9 protein-coding genes are annotated in these 17,454 nt (G+C 43.4%); all 9 read right to left on the minus strand.

The features are described from left to right. Positions 1-13: 13 nt before the first annotated feature. Complete coding sequence (locus MUG84_RS13005; RefSeq protein WP_244725435.1) at positions 14-1,930, minus strand: alpha-galactosidase; 1,917 nt, start codon at positions 1,928-1,930, stop codon at positions 14-16. Positions 1,931-2,070: 140 nt separating this feature from the next. Further along, positions 2,071-3,702 (minus strand): type 2 periplasmic-binding domain-containing protein, encoded by a 1,632-nt coding sequence (locus MUG84_RS13010; protein WP_244725437.1) that lies wholly within the window; start codon positions 3,700-3,702, stop codon positions 2,071-2,073. Between the two features lie 57 nt (positions 3,703-3,759). Beyond that, positions 3,760-4,632, minus strand: a complete 873-nt coding sequence (locus tag MUG84_RS13015) for a carbohydrate ABC transporter permease (protein ID WP_244725438.1) — start codon at positions 4,630-4,632, stop codon at positions 3,760-3,762. Next, on the minus strand, positions 4,626-5,597 hold the full coding sequence (locus tag MUG84_RS13020) for an ABC transporter permease (protein ID WP_244725439.1): 972 nt from the start codon (positions 5,595-5,597) through the stop codon (positions 4,626-4,628). Before MUG84_RS13020 ends, MUG84_RS13015 begins: the two co-directional genes overlap by 7 nt. 119 nt (positions 5,598-5,716) lie before the next feature. Next, positions 5,717-7,420: a cache domain-containing sensor histidine kinase gene (locus MUG84_RS13025; protein ID WP_244725440.1), complete on the minus strand. Its 1,704-nt coding sequence runs from the start codon at positions 7,418-7,420 to the stop codon at positions 5,717-5,719. Continuing rightward, a complete protein-coding gene (locus MUG84_RS13030; protein ID WP_244725442.1) occupies positions 7,417-8,973 on the minus strand; it encodes a response regulator in 1,557 nt (518 codons plus the stop codon). Before MUG84_RS13030 ends, MUG84_RS13025 begins: the two co-directional genes overlap by 4 nt. A gap of 75 nt (positions 8,974-9,048) precedes the next feature. Beyond that, positions 9,049-11,319 (minus strand): glycosyl hydrolase family 95 catalytic domain-containing protein, encoded by a 2,271-nt coding sequence (locus MUG84_RS13035; RefSeq protein ID WP_244725443.1) that lies wholly within the window; start codon positions 11,317-11,319, stop codon positions 9,049-9,051. A 121-nt stretch (positions 11,320-11,440) separates the two neighbouring features. After that, complete coding sequence (locus tag MUG84_RS13040) at positions 11,441-14,371, minus strand: endo-beta-N-acetylglucosaminidase (RefSeq protein ID WP_244725444.1); 2,931 nt, start codon at positions 14,369-14,371, stop codon at positions 11,441-11,443. 183 nt (positions 14,372-14,554) lie between these two features. Next, positions 14,555-17,440: an endo-beta-N-acetylglucosaminidase gene (locus MUG84_RS13045; protein ID WP_244725446.1), complete on the minus strand. Its 2,886-nt coding sequence runs from the start codon at positions 17,438-17,440 to the stop codon at positions 14,555-14,557. Positions 17,441-17,454: the final 14 nt, after the last annotated feature.

A 17,454-nucleotide genomic window follows, 5' to 3' on the forward strand; every position in this document is an offset into this window, starting at 1 on the left:
CAACTTCAATGATTTAGGACCTATTAACTTCCATAACAGCTATTTCATAGGGTTGAAGCGTCAACGTGACGTTGCCATGACCGCGTGAATCCAGTTGTATCACTCCGATTTTTTCGATATGTGCCATTTCGCCGCCAGCAAATCCTGCATATTTTATCGGCAGCTCGAGCGTAATGCTTTTCTCTGCGTTGACTGGATTAAAGACGACAAGAACAGCGGGAATTTCGCTTTCCGTCGATACATGCATCACCGCATCCGGTTCATAACCATTTGGCCGAGCCAAATGCACCATTTCTCCTGCCAATGTCTTTCGGTACTTTTTATAGAATGAAATCCATTTATTGAATATTTGCTTCGTATTTTCCCCGAAATAAGTGTTTCTTCCGTATAAAACACCGCTGTGCCCATATCCGAACATTCCGCCAAGCGCATGGTCGTAGGTTGCCGGATTTTCTTCTGACGGCTCGATGCTATGACCGTGATACATTTCCAGGTTACAAGACGTCCATGTCGCACATGCCGGATCTTTATAACGCGAATCGTATACAAACGCCCGCGTTTGCGTGACAAGATTCATGCCTCCCATTTCATTTTGATCTTCCTCACGGTAACCGCCCGGCCGTTGCCCCATACCAAGGAACATCGCCTGCATTTCTTGCGGTGCGGTGATCATTTTATTGCGGTCCGTCACTTCCTTGAAAAAGCGCTTTTCCCACATCCAGTTCATAAATTCCACACTTTGCGGAGTGGCATGATTGTGATCGGCCGCCAAACACGGAAGTCCATGATAAGGCCCATCGAGTCCAAGACCGTCAAACCCGATATGATCCAGGAGATGGAGCAGTTTCTCCCTGATGAAATCGCCCCACGGCGACTGGTAGCACATGTTGCCCAGCCCTTCCGGTGAAAAGCGGAGGCCGTCGGGACCTAAATACTGCCAATCCGGATGCGTCTTGCAAATCTCGGTCGAATGCCAGGCGATCGTTGTCGAGCAGTACGGAAGAACCGTTAGTTGCTTGCTGTGATAATAATCGACCAGCTTCTTCATGTCTTCTTCCCCATGAGGGAAAAGATCAGGACGCGGGATGTAATCTCCCGTATTGGTAAACAGCTGCCCTACGAATAACTCGACCGATTCGAAGCCGTCTTCGGCTGATTTATCGGCAATCTCGAGGAGCTCTTCATATGTATTGCAAGAGGCTACAATCCGTTTGATTTGCGGCGTTGTAATCCACGGTGCAATTTTTTTGTACAGACGGTGCAAGATGATGGAAGCCTCGTCTTTATTGCCCGATGTAACCGCTTCGTAGCACTTGAACGTCTCGAAATGTTGTCCCGGCATAAGCTCCATGCCAATCGGTTTTGGAAATTCGAACCGGGAGAACGGAACGTAATAATCATCCTCTTTCTGGATGTTCCAGTAGTAATCGCTGAACACGGATAACTCGATTTTTCCTTCGAACAATCGGACAATGTCAACGGTTACATTATCAATGACAATAGGGGAAGACGAACCATTGTACACACGTACATTTTTCGTCAGCAAAGGAAGCTCGTCGGCAATTTCATACTCGATAACAAGTTCAACAGGCGGTATTTCCTCATGACGTCCCATACATGTCAAACGCAGTATATCGCCGAAACTGCCCCTGTCCTGCTCGACCTTGGTAACTGCAAAAGCCCCTTCCCGATCCCAATTCAAACGGTGCTTCCACGGTCCGGCCTCGTATGTTTTCCCTCCGATACTTACAGCCGCTTCATAAGGTAGATTCGACTCAAACGAAAAGACCGGGTACCAGAAATCTCCCCTCTGTTCACCATTAGGACGAATATGATATGCCGTTGTCGCCAAACCTGCGGAAATATCGATTTCCCGATAAATATAATCATTCTGGATGACAATTTTGCTGTCTTGAATAGATATGCTCACAATACATTTCTCCTCTCCATGTGTACTAAGCCTGAATAATAAAGTCAATACAAAACAGAAAAGACCGGGTATATTCTGCGGCCTTCGAATGAAGGCCGCCCGATCCTTTCTCTGCAGTTCCGAGAGTCACTTACTCATTGTTATTGCTGCTTTAACTTGTCATAAGCTTGCTGCGCTTCTTCCATGACCTTGTCTCCACCCATTTTGTTCCACTCTGCCACGTAGTTGTCAAACTCGCTGATCGGTTTTTTGCCTGTAATCATATCAAGGAACGTTTGCAGCGTCAGTTTATCCAGTCTTTCCTTATAATCATTGTATATAGGTCTGTCGATCGGCCCAAGGAGATCAAATTTGCCCGTGCCGAGTTCCATCAGCTTGCTCCGCAGTGGAAGCATGGATTTATCCTTCGTATCAAAAGATGCCAATTCCTCATTGTAATCGTCATTCCATCCTCCCGGAACAGAATAAGCGCCTCCAAATCCGTATTTCCACCGTTCTTTTTGATCGTCGTACGGTTTAATGTATTCGAATCCCCCATCCGCTGTTTTCTTGTATGTTTTCCCTTCTTCGCCATAGGCCAAAGCGATTTTGGATTCAACATCAAAGGAAGTGAATTCGAACACCTGAAGGTATTTGATCATTTTATCATGGTCTTTTTCCAATTGTTTGCCAAACATGATATCGACGCCAAACAACGCATTTCCCTGCTGCATGCCATAATCTCCATTCGGTCCTTTCGGTCCCGGAATCATGGCAAAGTTTGCATTCGGATTCTTCTTGTGCAGTGCCGTATAAATATCATTGCAGCAGAATACGCCGTCCTGAGCGAGCCCGAACCAATACGTTGCGACAGCCCCGGATTTTTCCTGAACCATTTTGTCTTGTACGTTATTTCCTTTATTCACGATAAATTCCGGGTCAATCAATCCTTCTTGATACCAACGGTTTAATACCGTTAGAGCATCTTTCGCCTCAGGCAAAATCTCGCCGCGTACGATCTTGCCGTTATCTTCCGTAAAAGCTCCCGGATAGACGCCGTAAGCCCCGAATACGAAGCTGAACAAGTCCCCGATACTGCCGGCTGTTCCCGTAATTCCGTACGTATCCTTCTTGCCGTTTCCGTCCGGATCGTCATTTCTGAATTTCTTCAATGCTTCCTCCATTTCATCCAGCGTCTCCGGTGTTTTGGTGATCCCGACCTTTTGAAGCCAATCTTCGCGGAAGCCTACAACACTGCCATGAGGAGCTAAATCCCATATCCCTGGCAATCCGTAAATTTTACCGTCTCTGCGCAAATATTTGAACGGATCATCTCCCAATACTTTATGCAGGAACGCCAAGTACTTGGGCGCATACTTTTCCAGATCCTCCATTTTGATCTCAGCAACGACGTCTTGTTTAATCAGTTTGTCGTATTCCTGAAAGCTAAGGCTCTTCCACCAGTCAGGGATGTCGCCGGAAGCGATAGCCAGGTTCAGCTTTTCTTTTTGCGTATCGCCTGAAGCCACGTAGAACTCAGCATCAAAATCAAATTTATTTTTAAGAAAATTCATAAAATAACCGTCTATTTTGGTTTGTTCTGGATAATAAGTCCAGAATTTCAGCTTCATCTTCTCTGCTGCTTTATCACCACTCCCATCACTACTAGCCTTTTGACCATCATTCGACTGGGCTGTTTTATCCGAATCCGAACTTGTGCCACACCCGCTTATCATCGTAATAAGCAAAACAAAACACATGATTAAGGATAAACTATAATTCTTTTTGTTCATTCAAAAACCCTCTCCCTTTTCACATTTTAATTTCTATTACAAGGTTCACAGGATCGATCAACCTTTAATAGCGCCCACCATAATGCCCTTAACAAAGTATTTCTGCATAAAAGGGTAGACAACAAGCATCGGGAGGATTGATAACATGATGACGGTGGCCTGCAGCTGCATTCCCGAATAAGGATTTTTATCTTGCAGTTTCGTTAAAATATCACTGAATTGAGTGGGGTTGTTCTGGATAATAATTCTTCGAAGTACCAACTGCAGCATCTCTTTATTCGTATCGTTCGTATAAATCAATGCGTCAAACCAGGCATTCCAATGCCCAACTCCTACCCACAACGCTTCCGTAGCAATAATAGGCATGGATAGCGGAAGAATGATTCTAATAAAAATTCTCACAAATCCAGCGCCGTCCACCATCGCTGACTCTTCCAAGCTTTCCGGGAGCGAGCGAAAAAAGTTGCGCATAATCAGTACATTGAACGTGCTGAGCATCCCGGGAATAACAAGCGCCCATATGGTGTTATACAGCCCGAGGTACTTAATTAACAGATAGTTTGGAATGAGTCCGCCTCCGATAATAAATTGAATCAACATAAATCGCGTGATCCACTTATTGAGAGGTAAATCTTTTTTCGACAATGGATAAGCCGTGATAGCGGTTGCAAGAATACTGATCACCACGCCAAGACAAGTCCGAATGATCGTATTTTTATAGCCGACCCATAATGCATCAAAATCAAATGCAAGTTTGTAACTGTCAAAGGAGATCTTACTGGGAAAGAGTTTAAATGAACTGTACGCGGCATCTCCACCATCCAGCGAGATAACCACTTGCGTCCAAAACGGATACAACGTGATGACCAAAACAGCTGTCATGAATGCATACAGTAAGATGTCAGCGATTTTACTTCCACTTCTTACCATAGTGTATAATCACCGCCTCCCATCTTTTTGGCCAAGCCATTGGCGGTTAACATCAAGATGAGACCTATACCCGATTTGAACAAGCCGACCGCCGTCGCATAACCGTAGTCCATATCAATCAAGCCTTTTCTGTACACATACGTATCGATAATATCGGCAACATCATACACTTGCGGATTGTACATGTTGAAAATTTGGTCGAAGCCGGCATCGAGAATACCTGACATAGACAAGACGAGCATAATGCTGATTACCGGCATGAGCAGTGGAATCGTAATATAGATCATTCGCTTGAACCGACCGGCGCCGTCAACGACAGCAGCCTCATGCAAATGTGGATCGACGCCCGTGATTGCGGCGAAATAAATGATCGAGCTCCAACCGAAACTTGCCAGAATCGACGATATAACTAGAATCGAACGGAAGTATTTGGTATCAGCCATAAAGAGAATGGGATCGATTCCGAAAATTCCGAGTATGGCATTGATTGGACCTTCAAGAGAAAAGATACTCATGAAAATGCCACCTAAGATAATCCATGAAATAAAGTGTGGCAAGTATGAAGCGGTCTGGACAGCCTTCTTGAATCGTACGTTTTTAACTTCGCTTAGCAGCAGTGCGAACAAGATCGGAATGGGGAATCCCCACAGCATGCGGTACACGCTGATAAGAACCGTATTTTTAAGCACCTGATAAAAATAAGGATCACTAAATGCTTTTTGAAAATTGGCAAAGCCAACCCATGGACTGCCGAAGAAGCCTTTCGTAACTTGAAAATCCTCAAATGCAATCAACAACCCGTAAATCGGTACATAATTGAAAATGAGGACGTACAATAGGGCAGGTATCATCATGATTAACAATACCCGGTATTTCTTGAACGCATAACGTTTGGATCTGGCGTCTCTGGTTTTCATTTGACCGTTCCATTCAGGCTGCCCGGCCAACACTGTCGTTTTGCTCATCCCTCAGTCTCCTTCCTGTGTTCTATGAATGCGCATTCATTTCTTAACGAAAGTATAACATCGGGGTTCGCACGGCATCATTATCAGTTATTTGATTTCCTTTTCGTTTTTTTGACCAATCAGACGGAAGCCTGCGACATTTCGGATTGCGGAATGGTGATCATCATTGTTGTTCCTTCCCTATTACGACTTTGAACGGTTAAACCGTAGCCTGTCCCAAAAAATAGCTCGATCCTTTCTTGCACATTTCTCAGACCATATCCAACAGAACGAAATGTCATCAGTTTTCGCACTTGGTCCTCTTCCATACCCGCTCCGTTATCTCGAATGGAAAACTGTACGGTACTTTTAACGAGACTCGCCGAGATTGTGATTGTCCCTCTCCCTTCAGACTTCCGGTGTACGCCATGTTTGATCGCATTTTCCACCAGCGGCTGGAGGATCATATTGATCGTGTAAAATCGGTAGACATTATCGTCGATTTCGTAGATCACATCGAAGCCATAATCATTAGTAATGAGCATAATATCCAAATACGATTTCACGTTTTCCAATTCGTTACGAATTGTAATAAAATGGTCTCCTTTGTTGAGAGCCGTTCGATAGTATTTGGACAGCGATGTTACAATTCGGCTAATTTCATAAGAGCCCGTTTGCAGCGCTTTCCAATTGACGGACGAGAGCGTATTATACAAAAAATGCGGATTCATCTGTGCTTGCAGCCTGTGCAGTTCCTTCCGGCGCACCTCTTGAATTAGCTCTTTAATGCGAGAAAGCATATTGGCAAAGCGATCGATGAGCTCACCGATTTCGTCCTTGGACGAATGATGAATTTTCAATTCAAGCCCGCCATTTTCCACGCGTTTCATCCAATGATTCAACTGATTTATGCGCCGCAGCATCCCATTAGCGAACAAAGAAATGATGATCAGCATAATACCGATGCAAATTCCGATAACGATGAAGGTAGCATACAGTATTGGGGCAGCGTTTCCTGATACTTGATTCATGGGTACAAAACAATGTACCGTCCAGTTCGTATTCGGAATTTGCTTATTAATCACCATCATATTGATCCCGTTGATTTTGGAAATACCATCCTCTTGATTCAGTTGTATGGTAGAAGGAACCTCACTGAACGTGTGTACATTTGTGAATAGCGGAATACCGTTCGAATCTGAAATGATGAGGCCGTAATCACTTAGCAGCTTCACGGAATCCATAAATAAACTTTCTGAATTCACGTGAATGTATAATACATTGTGGCCGGTTATGAATGTTTCCGGAAATTTGCTAACTGCAAAAGCCGCATGCTGGGACTCATCATAGTACCAGCGGATACCAAATTTGTTTATTGCGTTCTTATACCAGCTTTGATCGGATACCCCTTCGGCCGAGCGCAAATAATCACCATACTCTGGAACCATACTCTCGGAATAGATGGTCAGCTTGTCAATTCCATGATAGCTTGTAAGCATCATACTGAAATATGGATCTAAATAATCTTTCAATTGATTAGCTAAGACTGATAAATCGGCCGCTTCTCCGGTAGGCGTAGACACCAAATTTTGAATCATACGATTGGCGACAATCAAATACATCAAATTATTGTACAAATCCATTTTATAAGTGATGCTGTTCACTGCTGTACTAATGTTTCTCTCGATGCCCTGCTCCGCTTGATAATTAAGCAGTTGCCTCGATTGATTGTATGAATAAACACCTAGAACCATCATTGGAATAATCGTGACGATCAGATACGACATAAACAGCTTTTGCTTAAATCTGAACCGTGCGAAAATTCTGTTTATCTTTTTCATCATAGGCCATATTCTTCTCTATACTGAGATGGTGTTTTCCCGTAGCAGTTTTTGAAAAGGGATGAGAAATAAGCAAAGTTGGGATATCCGACCTCTTTGCCAATATCCGTGATTTTCTTGTTCGTCGTCAGCAGAAGCTCGCCTGCCCTTTCCAGCCGGATCGACGTGATATGTTTGATGATGCTTTTGCCCTTATACTTCTTGAACAACCGACTCAAATAACCTGGACTTAAATACACTTGTCTGGCGATGCTCTCCAATGTAAGTTCACTGCTGTACTCCCGGTCGATGATTCGTACCACATCTTCAATCACTCTGCGAAGCAATTCCTGGGGCCTTTCAACGTTCAATACCAAATCTTCGGTGATCGACTGCATCACCTTCAACAGTTCAATAAGCGAAGAAGCATGATTTATTCTTTCCAGGCTCATCATGTATCCGTTTACATTTTGCTGCGTCGGACGACCGAGTATCGACTTCAATAGTTCGGTACATACAAATTTCACGTAATTTTCTGAGACGGTTTTCCCCTCTTGAAGCATCTCGATCAAAAGAGCGATTTTACTGCTATCCACCTCGATTTCTTTCAACCACGCCATCATATCCATCAGAACATGATGAGTGTATAATGAAACATCCCGGTCTCCCGTAATGACTTCCCCCGTGTACAATACCGCCCCTTGTTCCATAAAAAACTTACTCGCGAGCATCGTTTCCATCAGATTATATTCACTGGTTATTTGTCCAAGATTTTCGATAAGTCCACTGATGATAAGGGTGACGTCTACGCTATATTTTTCCTTGAACAATTCAACCAGCAGCGTTCCCATTTGTTTCATAACGTCTTCGGTTTCTTCCGGTTTGCCTTCGTACAATAACACACTTTGCACTTCATTCAAGTTCACGAAATCGGCTTTCCCGCCGGTCATCTCCGTAAGTAGAGCTTCTGCATCCAAATCGATCAAATCAAAAAAACGGCTCCCGGCATGGATCATCAACATCCGCATATAACGATACCCGCTGAAGTGAATGACCGTACCTGAAGTCTCGCTATCTTCTTCCACGATCACTCCCCTGCCTTGAATGAGATCATATAAAAATTTTTGTTTCTCGTAGCGGATTCCTTTCCAATAGACCTCCTGGATTCTTTCATTCTTCATTTTTTCTTGCCGATCTTCGTCGCACATCTGAATCACGTTCGATACAACGCGCATAAACTCGCCGATTTCCACGGGCTTCAGTATATAATGAATTGCTTTCAAATCGATCGCCTTCTGGGCATACTCGAATTCGCCATAGGCGCTCATAAAAATGATTTTGGTATGCGGTGATAGCTGCTTGACCTGCTGCGCCAGCTGCAGCCCGTCGAGTTCTCTCATGCGTATATCCGTAAGCAATATATCGATATCGCAATTGTCGCGGATATATGCAAGCGCCGTTTCCCCACAATCCGCTTCAGCGATTTCAAGCTCCCAGTTAAACTGCTTCGTCAAGAATTTGACCCCTTCCCTTTCGGAACGGTCATCATCGACAACTAACATTTTATACATCATCATCCACCCTTCTATCAAATATACTAGCCCGCGAAGACGGCTCGCTGAAAAGCAGGCACATCATCTTCGCCGCATTGATCAGATCGATGTGATCCGGCATCGCTCCCCTTTTTTCAAGTGAATCGAAACGACGCATCCCTTAGGACAACTTGTCTGAACAACGGACTCCGGTTTCTCCAGCTGCAGCAGCTCGGAAGGAAACCGATTTTCCAATTGGAACATCCCTTCGCGCTCGGCAAGAAGTTCAACATACTGAAGCTCGCCTGAAATCGCTTTGGCAGAGACGAGAACGCCCATTTCACCCCGAAATTGATGAAATTCAGCACCGTTCTGAAGCCATTCCTTAGGCACAGCAGGAAAAGGCCGAATCATTCCGTGATCGGTCTGAAGCAGCATTTCTTGAAGTGCATCCACCGCAGCCATGTTGCCTTCAAGTGTAAATGGACGATAATGCATGACGGTGACCCCCGTATTCCGGTAGTCTCCATTAAGATGAAAACCGTTCGGAGAACACATATAGTTCCAAAACTGCTGCAGATGATAGCGCGCAGCTTCTCCGTTTCCTTGTCTAGTATATAAAGCGGCCATCCATGCAAACGTATATCCGACCCATAATCCTTTTCCCAATATCTCCAAATGGCTGATCGTGTGATCGATGATTTCTTTATCACGTTCTGACCCACGATAATCAATCATTCGTAAAGGATAAATGGCCATTGCATGGGAGAGATGCCGGTGGCTCACCTTTAGCGACTCATCAGGGCTTAACATGAGCCCCGTATCATTGACTGCAAGCTCAGGAAGCTGCTTCAGCACAGCTGTCCACTTCTCATGATCCGCTTTTTCCTTCAACAGTTCGGCCAGTTCTGTTAATCTGCCAAACAAGTACCTGAGAAGTGACAAATCGAAATTGCTGTTCGGAGTCAGCCATGACTGCAGGCTGTCATCATGAATTTCCGGAGAACTCGATACTGGCAGCCGCAGTATACCGTCTTCCCCTGGCAGCAGCAAGTCCAGCAGGCAAAGAGCCGTTTCTTTCATATAGATATAAGCCTTTGTTTCAAGGAACTCCCGGTCTCCGGTGTACAGCCAGTACTGATCAAACGCTTGGCACAGCCAAATTTGATTCGTCGGGCTGAGTGAGTACATCGGCCATCCGCCTAACGGTTTGCCATTGATGGTCATGACGGACGGCAGATTAATGCCTGAAGATTCAAAATAGTTTTGCGCGAATTCGCGAGCTGCAGGGCGCAAATTCCAGAGGAAATCGAGGAAGCTTTCGCCTTCCTGCAGATGATTCGCCTTCAAATAATGCCAATAACTCAGCTCCGTATTTAAATCATGGTGATAATCACCTTTCCACGGCGGCAGTTGACCCTCATCAGCCGTCCATACGCCTTGAAGCGGCATCGGTGGCGCACCTTTGCGTGAACAGGATCCAAACAGATAATTCGTAAGGTACCACTGTTTCTCGATCTCGAATTCGGACAATGTCAATGTACTTTGAAGCCAAAACTTTTCCCACCATGCCGTATGAGCCAGCAAAGCTTCATCAAACCCTATCTGCGCAGCTGCCTTCACCTTGGACTTCGCTTGATCAAACCAATCTTCCCCGTCGAGGTTGGCTGCTACGGTATACACCCATTCGATCGTCCGCTCGGATACGCTTCGCTTCGCAACAACAATCGCATACTCTAATTCGTGATTCGTTCTCTGGTAGAACCAGCTACTATCGCCTTCACTGCCGAACTCGGCCTTTGGATACCCGAGTGAAGCGAGTGAAAGATCCAATGAGCTAGATTTGCTTGCTTCCTCTATGGAAGAGTCCGTATAAGCCGGAGGCGTTAGCTTCAAATTTATTGCATCTATATGCTCTCCCTGAAGTCGAATGTAACCGAGTCCGTTCTCGGCATGCAAAAAGCTTTCGAGCTGATAATCTGCGCCACCTGCGATCCAATTCACCTCTGCTTTTGCTTCCCGAAGATGAAGTCTGTAGACAATCGTCTCTGCCGCATTTTCACCTTGAAATTCAATCCTGCCAGCTGGCAGCTTCGTAGGGTTCGGATACGTCATGAAAAAGTTGTTAAATCTGCTTCTGATTTGCTGCTGATCTTCATTTCGCACAAGCTCAATGAGATTACGATAGGTAAAGCCGCTACCCTGCACTTCAGGTACCAGTCTTGTATCCCATAAATCTCCACGATCAAGGCTTAAAACTAACGGATCACCATTGCCCCATACCAAACAGCCGGTCAATCCGTTCCCTAGAGGAAGCGCCTCATCCCAACGACGAATCGGTTCATTAAACACGAGATCATGATTTTTTGAAGGCAATTTTTGATTTTTCATTTCGCACCTGCCTCTTAAAATTTTGGTTTTATGATCGTTAAATATACAAATAAAAACTCGCTATCCAGTTTATAGTAGCATAAATGGTAGCGAGTTTTTATTATTTTGAAACAAACGATTGCTATTCTTCTAATTCTTCTACACTTGTGTCCGTTGTACCAAATGAATCTTCTACTGGCTCAGACATGTGCGTTATACCAAATGGAACTTCTACTGGCTCAGACATATTGCCACTAAAGTCTTCTAGAACGACTTTAATAACGCCGGAGCTTCCCTTAACTGGAAGTGATCCTAAATCGTCAATTCCCCGAATGGCATAGGTTCTTCCACTAAATGTAATCTGTTTGCCGTCTTGCCATGCATATAAGTGCCACCAGTCATTGGATTTTGGCCCAGATAGTTTAACTTTTGTTCCCTTCAGTGTTGCAGTACCTTCATAAACATCTGAATAATTATCTATTAATACGCCCGTATGATCTGCATAACTAATTACGTTACCATTAGCATCTAATAATGAAATTCTAACGGTATATGCGCTTCCGTCTGTATAAGGAACTTCGACGTTCGCTTCATTTGTTCCTTTTGCGAGTGTAGTTGAAAACTGATCTTGATGAGAGTAGTTCAATGTTACGTCAACTTTTACATTTTCGTAATTAACCGCCGGATTTTCCCAAGTCACATCAATGGATCCAGCATTTTCCGTTGTGTTAATATTTTTAACCGTATTCGAAAAATCCTTGCTGACAACGGCTGCTTTGCCTTCTCTTCCATCCGCACCAACGGCTTTAACTTTGATTTTCACTGTACCTTGTGGATCATACAAAGACTTAATATAAAATCTGTCATCATATGTTCCGCCTAAGAATATGTCTTGCCCATCTTCATATTCCGCATAAATATTGTATTGTTGAACTTGGCTGTAATCAGCTAAATCCCATGAAATATACATTTCAGAAGAATCAAAAGCTTTATCAATTTTGAATCCCGTTGGAGCATCGGGTTTAGCAACTGAACCGTCCGTAATTTTAATTTCACCAACATTAAACTGGTAATCTTTAATCGTTCCATTCTCCGGTGTGAAAGATAGACCGAAAGCTGCTAATGTTCTACCCGCATATGGGGACAAGTCGAGATTTTTCTGAACCCATCCTTTTGTTGTTTTGTTCGCACTGCTTGGAATTTCAATATACACCACTTGGGATGGATCATCTTCAAAAATCAAACCAACTTTAACGCTGCTTGCATCAGTTGCCGATGGTTTATTGTAAGTAATACTTAGCTTTGAAGTATCATTAATGTCCAGCTTGGTTTTGTAGAGATCCACAAAATTCGTGGCATCCAAATCACCGAAGATCACCAAAGAGCTGCCGCCATTATACCCGCCAACCTGAGTATAATTATATCCTGCGCTATATTTCTGTCCGTAGTCGAAATCTACCTTCAACCGAGTACCTTCTGTATCGATCCGCCATTGCCATGTTGGGAGGATATCCTGATTATTGATATTAGACCATTCGTGATCATTCGAAACTTTACCGTCTACAAAATACTGCATGCCATGACCGGTATTAAAGTGGGTATAAAAGTTTGAACCGTCAATGACGGATCTTTCCGAGATGTATGCCGCCATACCTGGCCATGTCTTATATTGCTTACCCGCGTTTGGTTTTCCACGATTAGGATCATTAGCTGTTTTAACAGGATCTGGATTCGCATTTAAAACGCCTTCCAGCAATTGATCATGAGTCATACCGGCTGAAGCTAAAGTCCCTTTTCCTTTGTCATAAGTAGGAGCATCTGCAGCGCCTGAATACCATGCTCTTTCTCTTGCCGCAATATATTTGTAGTATTCAGGGTTTCCACGTCTGTTTTCAGTGTACTTATTAGGTCCCGAATGTCCAAATAGCTGTTCGTCCAGATGATCAAAGACCGTGGAACTGCCTAGAGATGCTATACCTGTTCTAGGTACCAGATTTTCATCGTAAGTGTTGTATAATGCTCCGCGGGTTCCACTAAATCCGGTTTGACCTGCTTCAAGCGTATTAAATACCGTATTTCTTGGATCGAGGCCTAATGATTTCATGGCTGCAACAGATCCATCTACCATGGCTTTACTTGGGTCTGGATTCATATAAAGTGAGTTCGCAGCGATCGTTTCATCTGTAGGATCCTTAATCCAGTTGCTAAACACGGATGCATCTTTATTATAGTAGTCAATACTACCCCAAGTGCTTTGATTTTTCTGTCCATACCGGTTGGAAGCATAGACCTGCACATAAATACCTTGTGAAGTCATGGCACGGATAAAATCTTCATAAACCGGCATATAGCTTGGAGTCAGAGCTTCTTCCGCATTTATAAAGTACCCGTCAAAGCCGTAATACTTAGCGATTTCAACGAGCTTATCCGCCATAGGGAATCTTCCATTCTCGTCTTTATAAACATAATCATCTGTATGTTCTGTTCTTGGGAAGAAAATACAACCTAAAGCTTGAACACCGTTTTTGTGAGCGGCATTGGTATACGCAGGGTTTGGAATATTGAGCACACCAAACTCATATTCACGCTGCCACCAGTCTGCTTGAGGATCAAATAAGGAGTCAGGTGTTGGGTTTGTAACTACGCCATGCCAGGATGCCATGAGATCTACATATTGCCAAAAGTTAAATAAATATTTTGAGAATTGATCATTATATAGCGTTGGGTTGAAAAAATCGTTGCCATAATCACCTGTTAAGGCCAGGTTTTGAACTTCCTGGTCCAACATAGGATTGGCCTGTGTTGGTTTAAATGGTTCGTTACGTTTCTGAAGCGGTACTTCCGCTCTCATAAATTCATAGTACTCATCTGATTCAGGAGTCCAATCCAGGATATTTTGTTTTCGGTATCCATGATAAGCCGGTTGATTTGCACCCTTATAGCCTTGTTCTCCCTGACGGGGTGGCAAGGTATCGCCGCCGGCATGTACGATCGCAGCATTAGGCAGTATCGCACCAGCAGATAGGATGGATGCTAAGAAGATCGCTAGGTGTTTCTTTTGTTTTGGTTTCAATATCACACGCTCCTCTTTATTTCTATTTTTCTTTTTGTCCAACCCTATTCATTTATTATGGATTCCGTTACTTTAGAACCATCTTTAACGCCGGTATATACAAATAAAAACATAAAAACTCGCTAACCAGTTTATAGAAGCATAAATGGTTGCGAGTTTTTATTATTTTGAGACAAACGATTCCTATTTTTCTACACTTGTGTTCGTTGTTCCGAATGGAACTTCTACTGGCTCAGACATATTGCCACTGAAGTCTTCTAGAACGACTTTAATAACGCCGGAGCTTCCCTTCACTGGAAGTGATGTTAGATCGTCAACACCTCTGATGGCATAGGTTCTTCCATCTTTGAATGTAATCTGTTGACCGTCCTGCCATGCATATAAATGCCACCAGTCATTGGATGTTGGTCCAGACAGTTTAACTTTAGATCCATTCAAGGTTGCAGTGCCTTCATAAACATCGGAATAATTATCTTTTAATGCGCCTGTATGATCTGCATAACTAATTACGTTGCCCTTAGCGTCCAGCAATGAAATTCTAACGGTATATGCGCTTCCGTCTGTATAAGGAACTTCAATAGTCGCTTTATTTGTTCCTTTTGCAAACGTAGTCGAATACTTGTCTTTATGAGAGTAATTCAATGCTACGTCTACTTTTACTTTTGAGTAATTAACTGCCGGATTATCCCATGTTACATCAATGGATCCAACATTTCCTGTTGTCTTGATATTTTTAACCGTATTTGAAAAATCTTTTTGGACAACGGCTGCTTTGCTTTCGCTTCCATCCGCACCAACAGCTGTAACTTTGATTTTCACTGTACCTTTTGGATCATACAAAGACTTAATATAGAACTTATCATCATATGTTCCACCTAAGAATACTTCTTTGCCATTTTCATATTCTGCATATACATTGTACTGTTGTACTTTGCTGTAATCTGCTAAATCCCAAGAAATATACATTTCAGAAGAATCAAAGGATTTATCAATTTTGAGTCCCGTTGGAGTAGCAGGTTTAGCGACTTTACCGTCCGTAATTTTAATTTCACCAACGTTAAACTGGTAATCTTTAATCGTTCCTTGCTCTGGATTGAAAGATAGACCGAAAGCTGCTAATGTTCTACCCGCATATTTGGAAAGATCCAGATTTTTTTGTTCCCAACCTTTTGTCGTTTTGTTGGCTCCGCTTGGAATGTCAACGTACTCGACTTTGGATGGAGCATCTTCAAAAATCAAACCAACTTTAACGCTGCTTGCATCGGTTGCAGATGGTTTATTGTAGGTAATGCTTAATTTTGACGTATTTTTAATGTCCAGCTTGGTTTTGTAGAGTTGTACAAAGTTGGTGGCATCCAAATCACCAAAGAACGCCAAAGAGCTGCCGCCATTATACCCGCCAACCTGAGTATAATCATGTGCTGCGCTATACTTCTGTCCATAGTCGAAATCTACATTCAACCTTGTACCTTCTGTATCGATCCGCCATTGCCATGTTGGGAGAATATCCTGATTATTGATATTAGCCCATTCGTGATCATTCGAAACTTTACCGTCTACAAAATACTGCATGCCATGACCGGTATTAAAGTTGGTATAGAAGTTGGAACCGTCAATAACGGATCTTTCCGAGATGTATGCCGACATACCTGGCCATGTCTTATATTTTTGACCCTCGTTTGCTTTTCCACGATTAGGATCACTAGCTGTTTTTACAGGGTCTGGATTCGCATTTAAAACGCCTTCCAGCAATTGATCATGTGTCAACCCGGCTGAATTCAGCGTACCTTTACCTTCAGTATACGTAGGTGAATCTGCAGTACCTGACCACCATGCTCTTTCTCTTGCCGCAACATATTTGTAGTATTCAGGGTTTCCACGTCTGTTCTCTGTGTACTTGTTAGGTCCAGAATGGCCAAACAGCTGTTCGTCCAGTGCTTCAAAGACCATAGAGCTGCCCAGAGAAGCTATACCTGTTCTCGGCACGAGATTTTCATCGTAAGTGTTGAATAAAGACCCGCGGGTTCCACTAAATCCGGTTTGGCCTGCTTCAAGCGTATTAAATACCGTATTTCTTGGATCGAGGCCCAGTGAGTTCATGGTTGCTACAGATCCATCTGCCTGGGATTTACTTGGGTCTGGATTCATATACAATGAGTTCGCAGCAATCGTCTGATCGGTTGGCTTTTTGATCCAGTTGCTGAACTCTTTCGCAGTTTTGTTGTAGTAGTCAATTTCCCCCCATTTACTTTGATTCTCTTGTCCATAGAGGTTGGAAGCATATACCTGGACATAAATGCCTTGTGATGTCATCGCACGGATAAACTCTTCATAAACCGGCATAAAGTCGGCAGGAAGTTCTTCTTCCGCATTCACAAAGTATCCGTCAAAGCCGTAATACTTAGCGATTTCAACGAGTTTATCGGCCATAGGGAATCTGCCATTCTCGTCTTTATAAATATAGTCATCCGTATGTTCCGATCTTGGGAAGAAAATACATCCTAAAGATTGAACACCGTTTTTGTGAGCGGCATTGGTATACGCCGGATTTGGAATATTGAGCACACCAAACTCATATTCGCGCTGCCACCAGTCTGCTTCAGGATCAAATAAGGAGTCCGGAGTTGGGTTTGTAACTACGCCATGCCAGGATGCAGTATAATCTACATATTGCCAAAAGTTAAATAAATATTGTGCGAATTGATCATTATAGTTCGTTGGGTTGAAAAATTCATTACCATAGTCCCCTGTCAACATTAAGCTTTTCACTTCTTGGTCCAACTTTGGATTCGCCTGTGTTGGTTTAAATGACTCATTACGTTTCTGAAGCGGCACTTCCGCTCTCATAAATTCATAGTACTCATCTGTTTCAGGAGTCCAATCCAGGATATTCTGTTTTCGGTATCCATGATAAGTCGGTTGATTGGCACCCTTGTACCCTTGTTCACCCTGACGGGGTGGCAAGGTATCGCCGCCGGCATGTACGATCGCAGCATTAGGCAGTATCGTACCAGCAGCCAGGACTGATGCTAAGAAGATCGCCAGGTGTTTTTTTTGATTTGGTTTCATTATCACACGCTCCT

It is taken from the genome of Paenibacillus mangrovi (assembly GCF_022898935.1).
GTDB classification, from domain to species: Bacteria; Bacillota; Bacilli; order Paenibacillales; family Paenibacillaceae; genus Paenibacillus_AQ; species Paenibacillus_AQ mangrovi.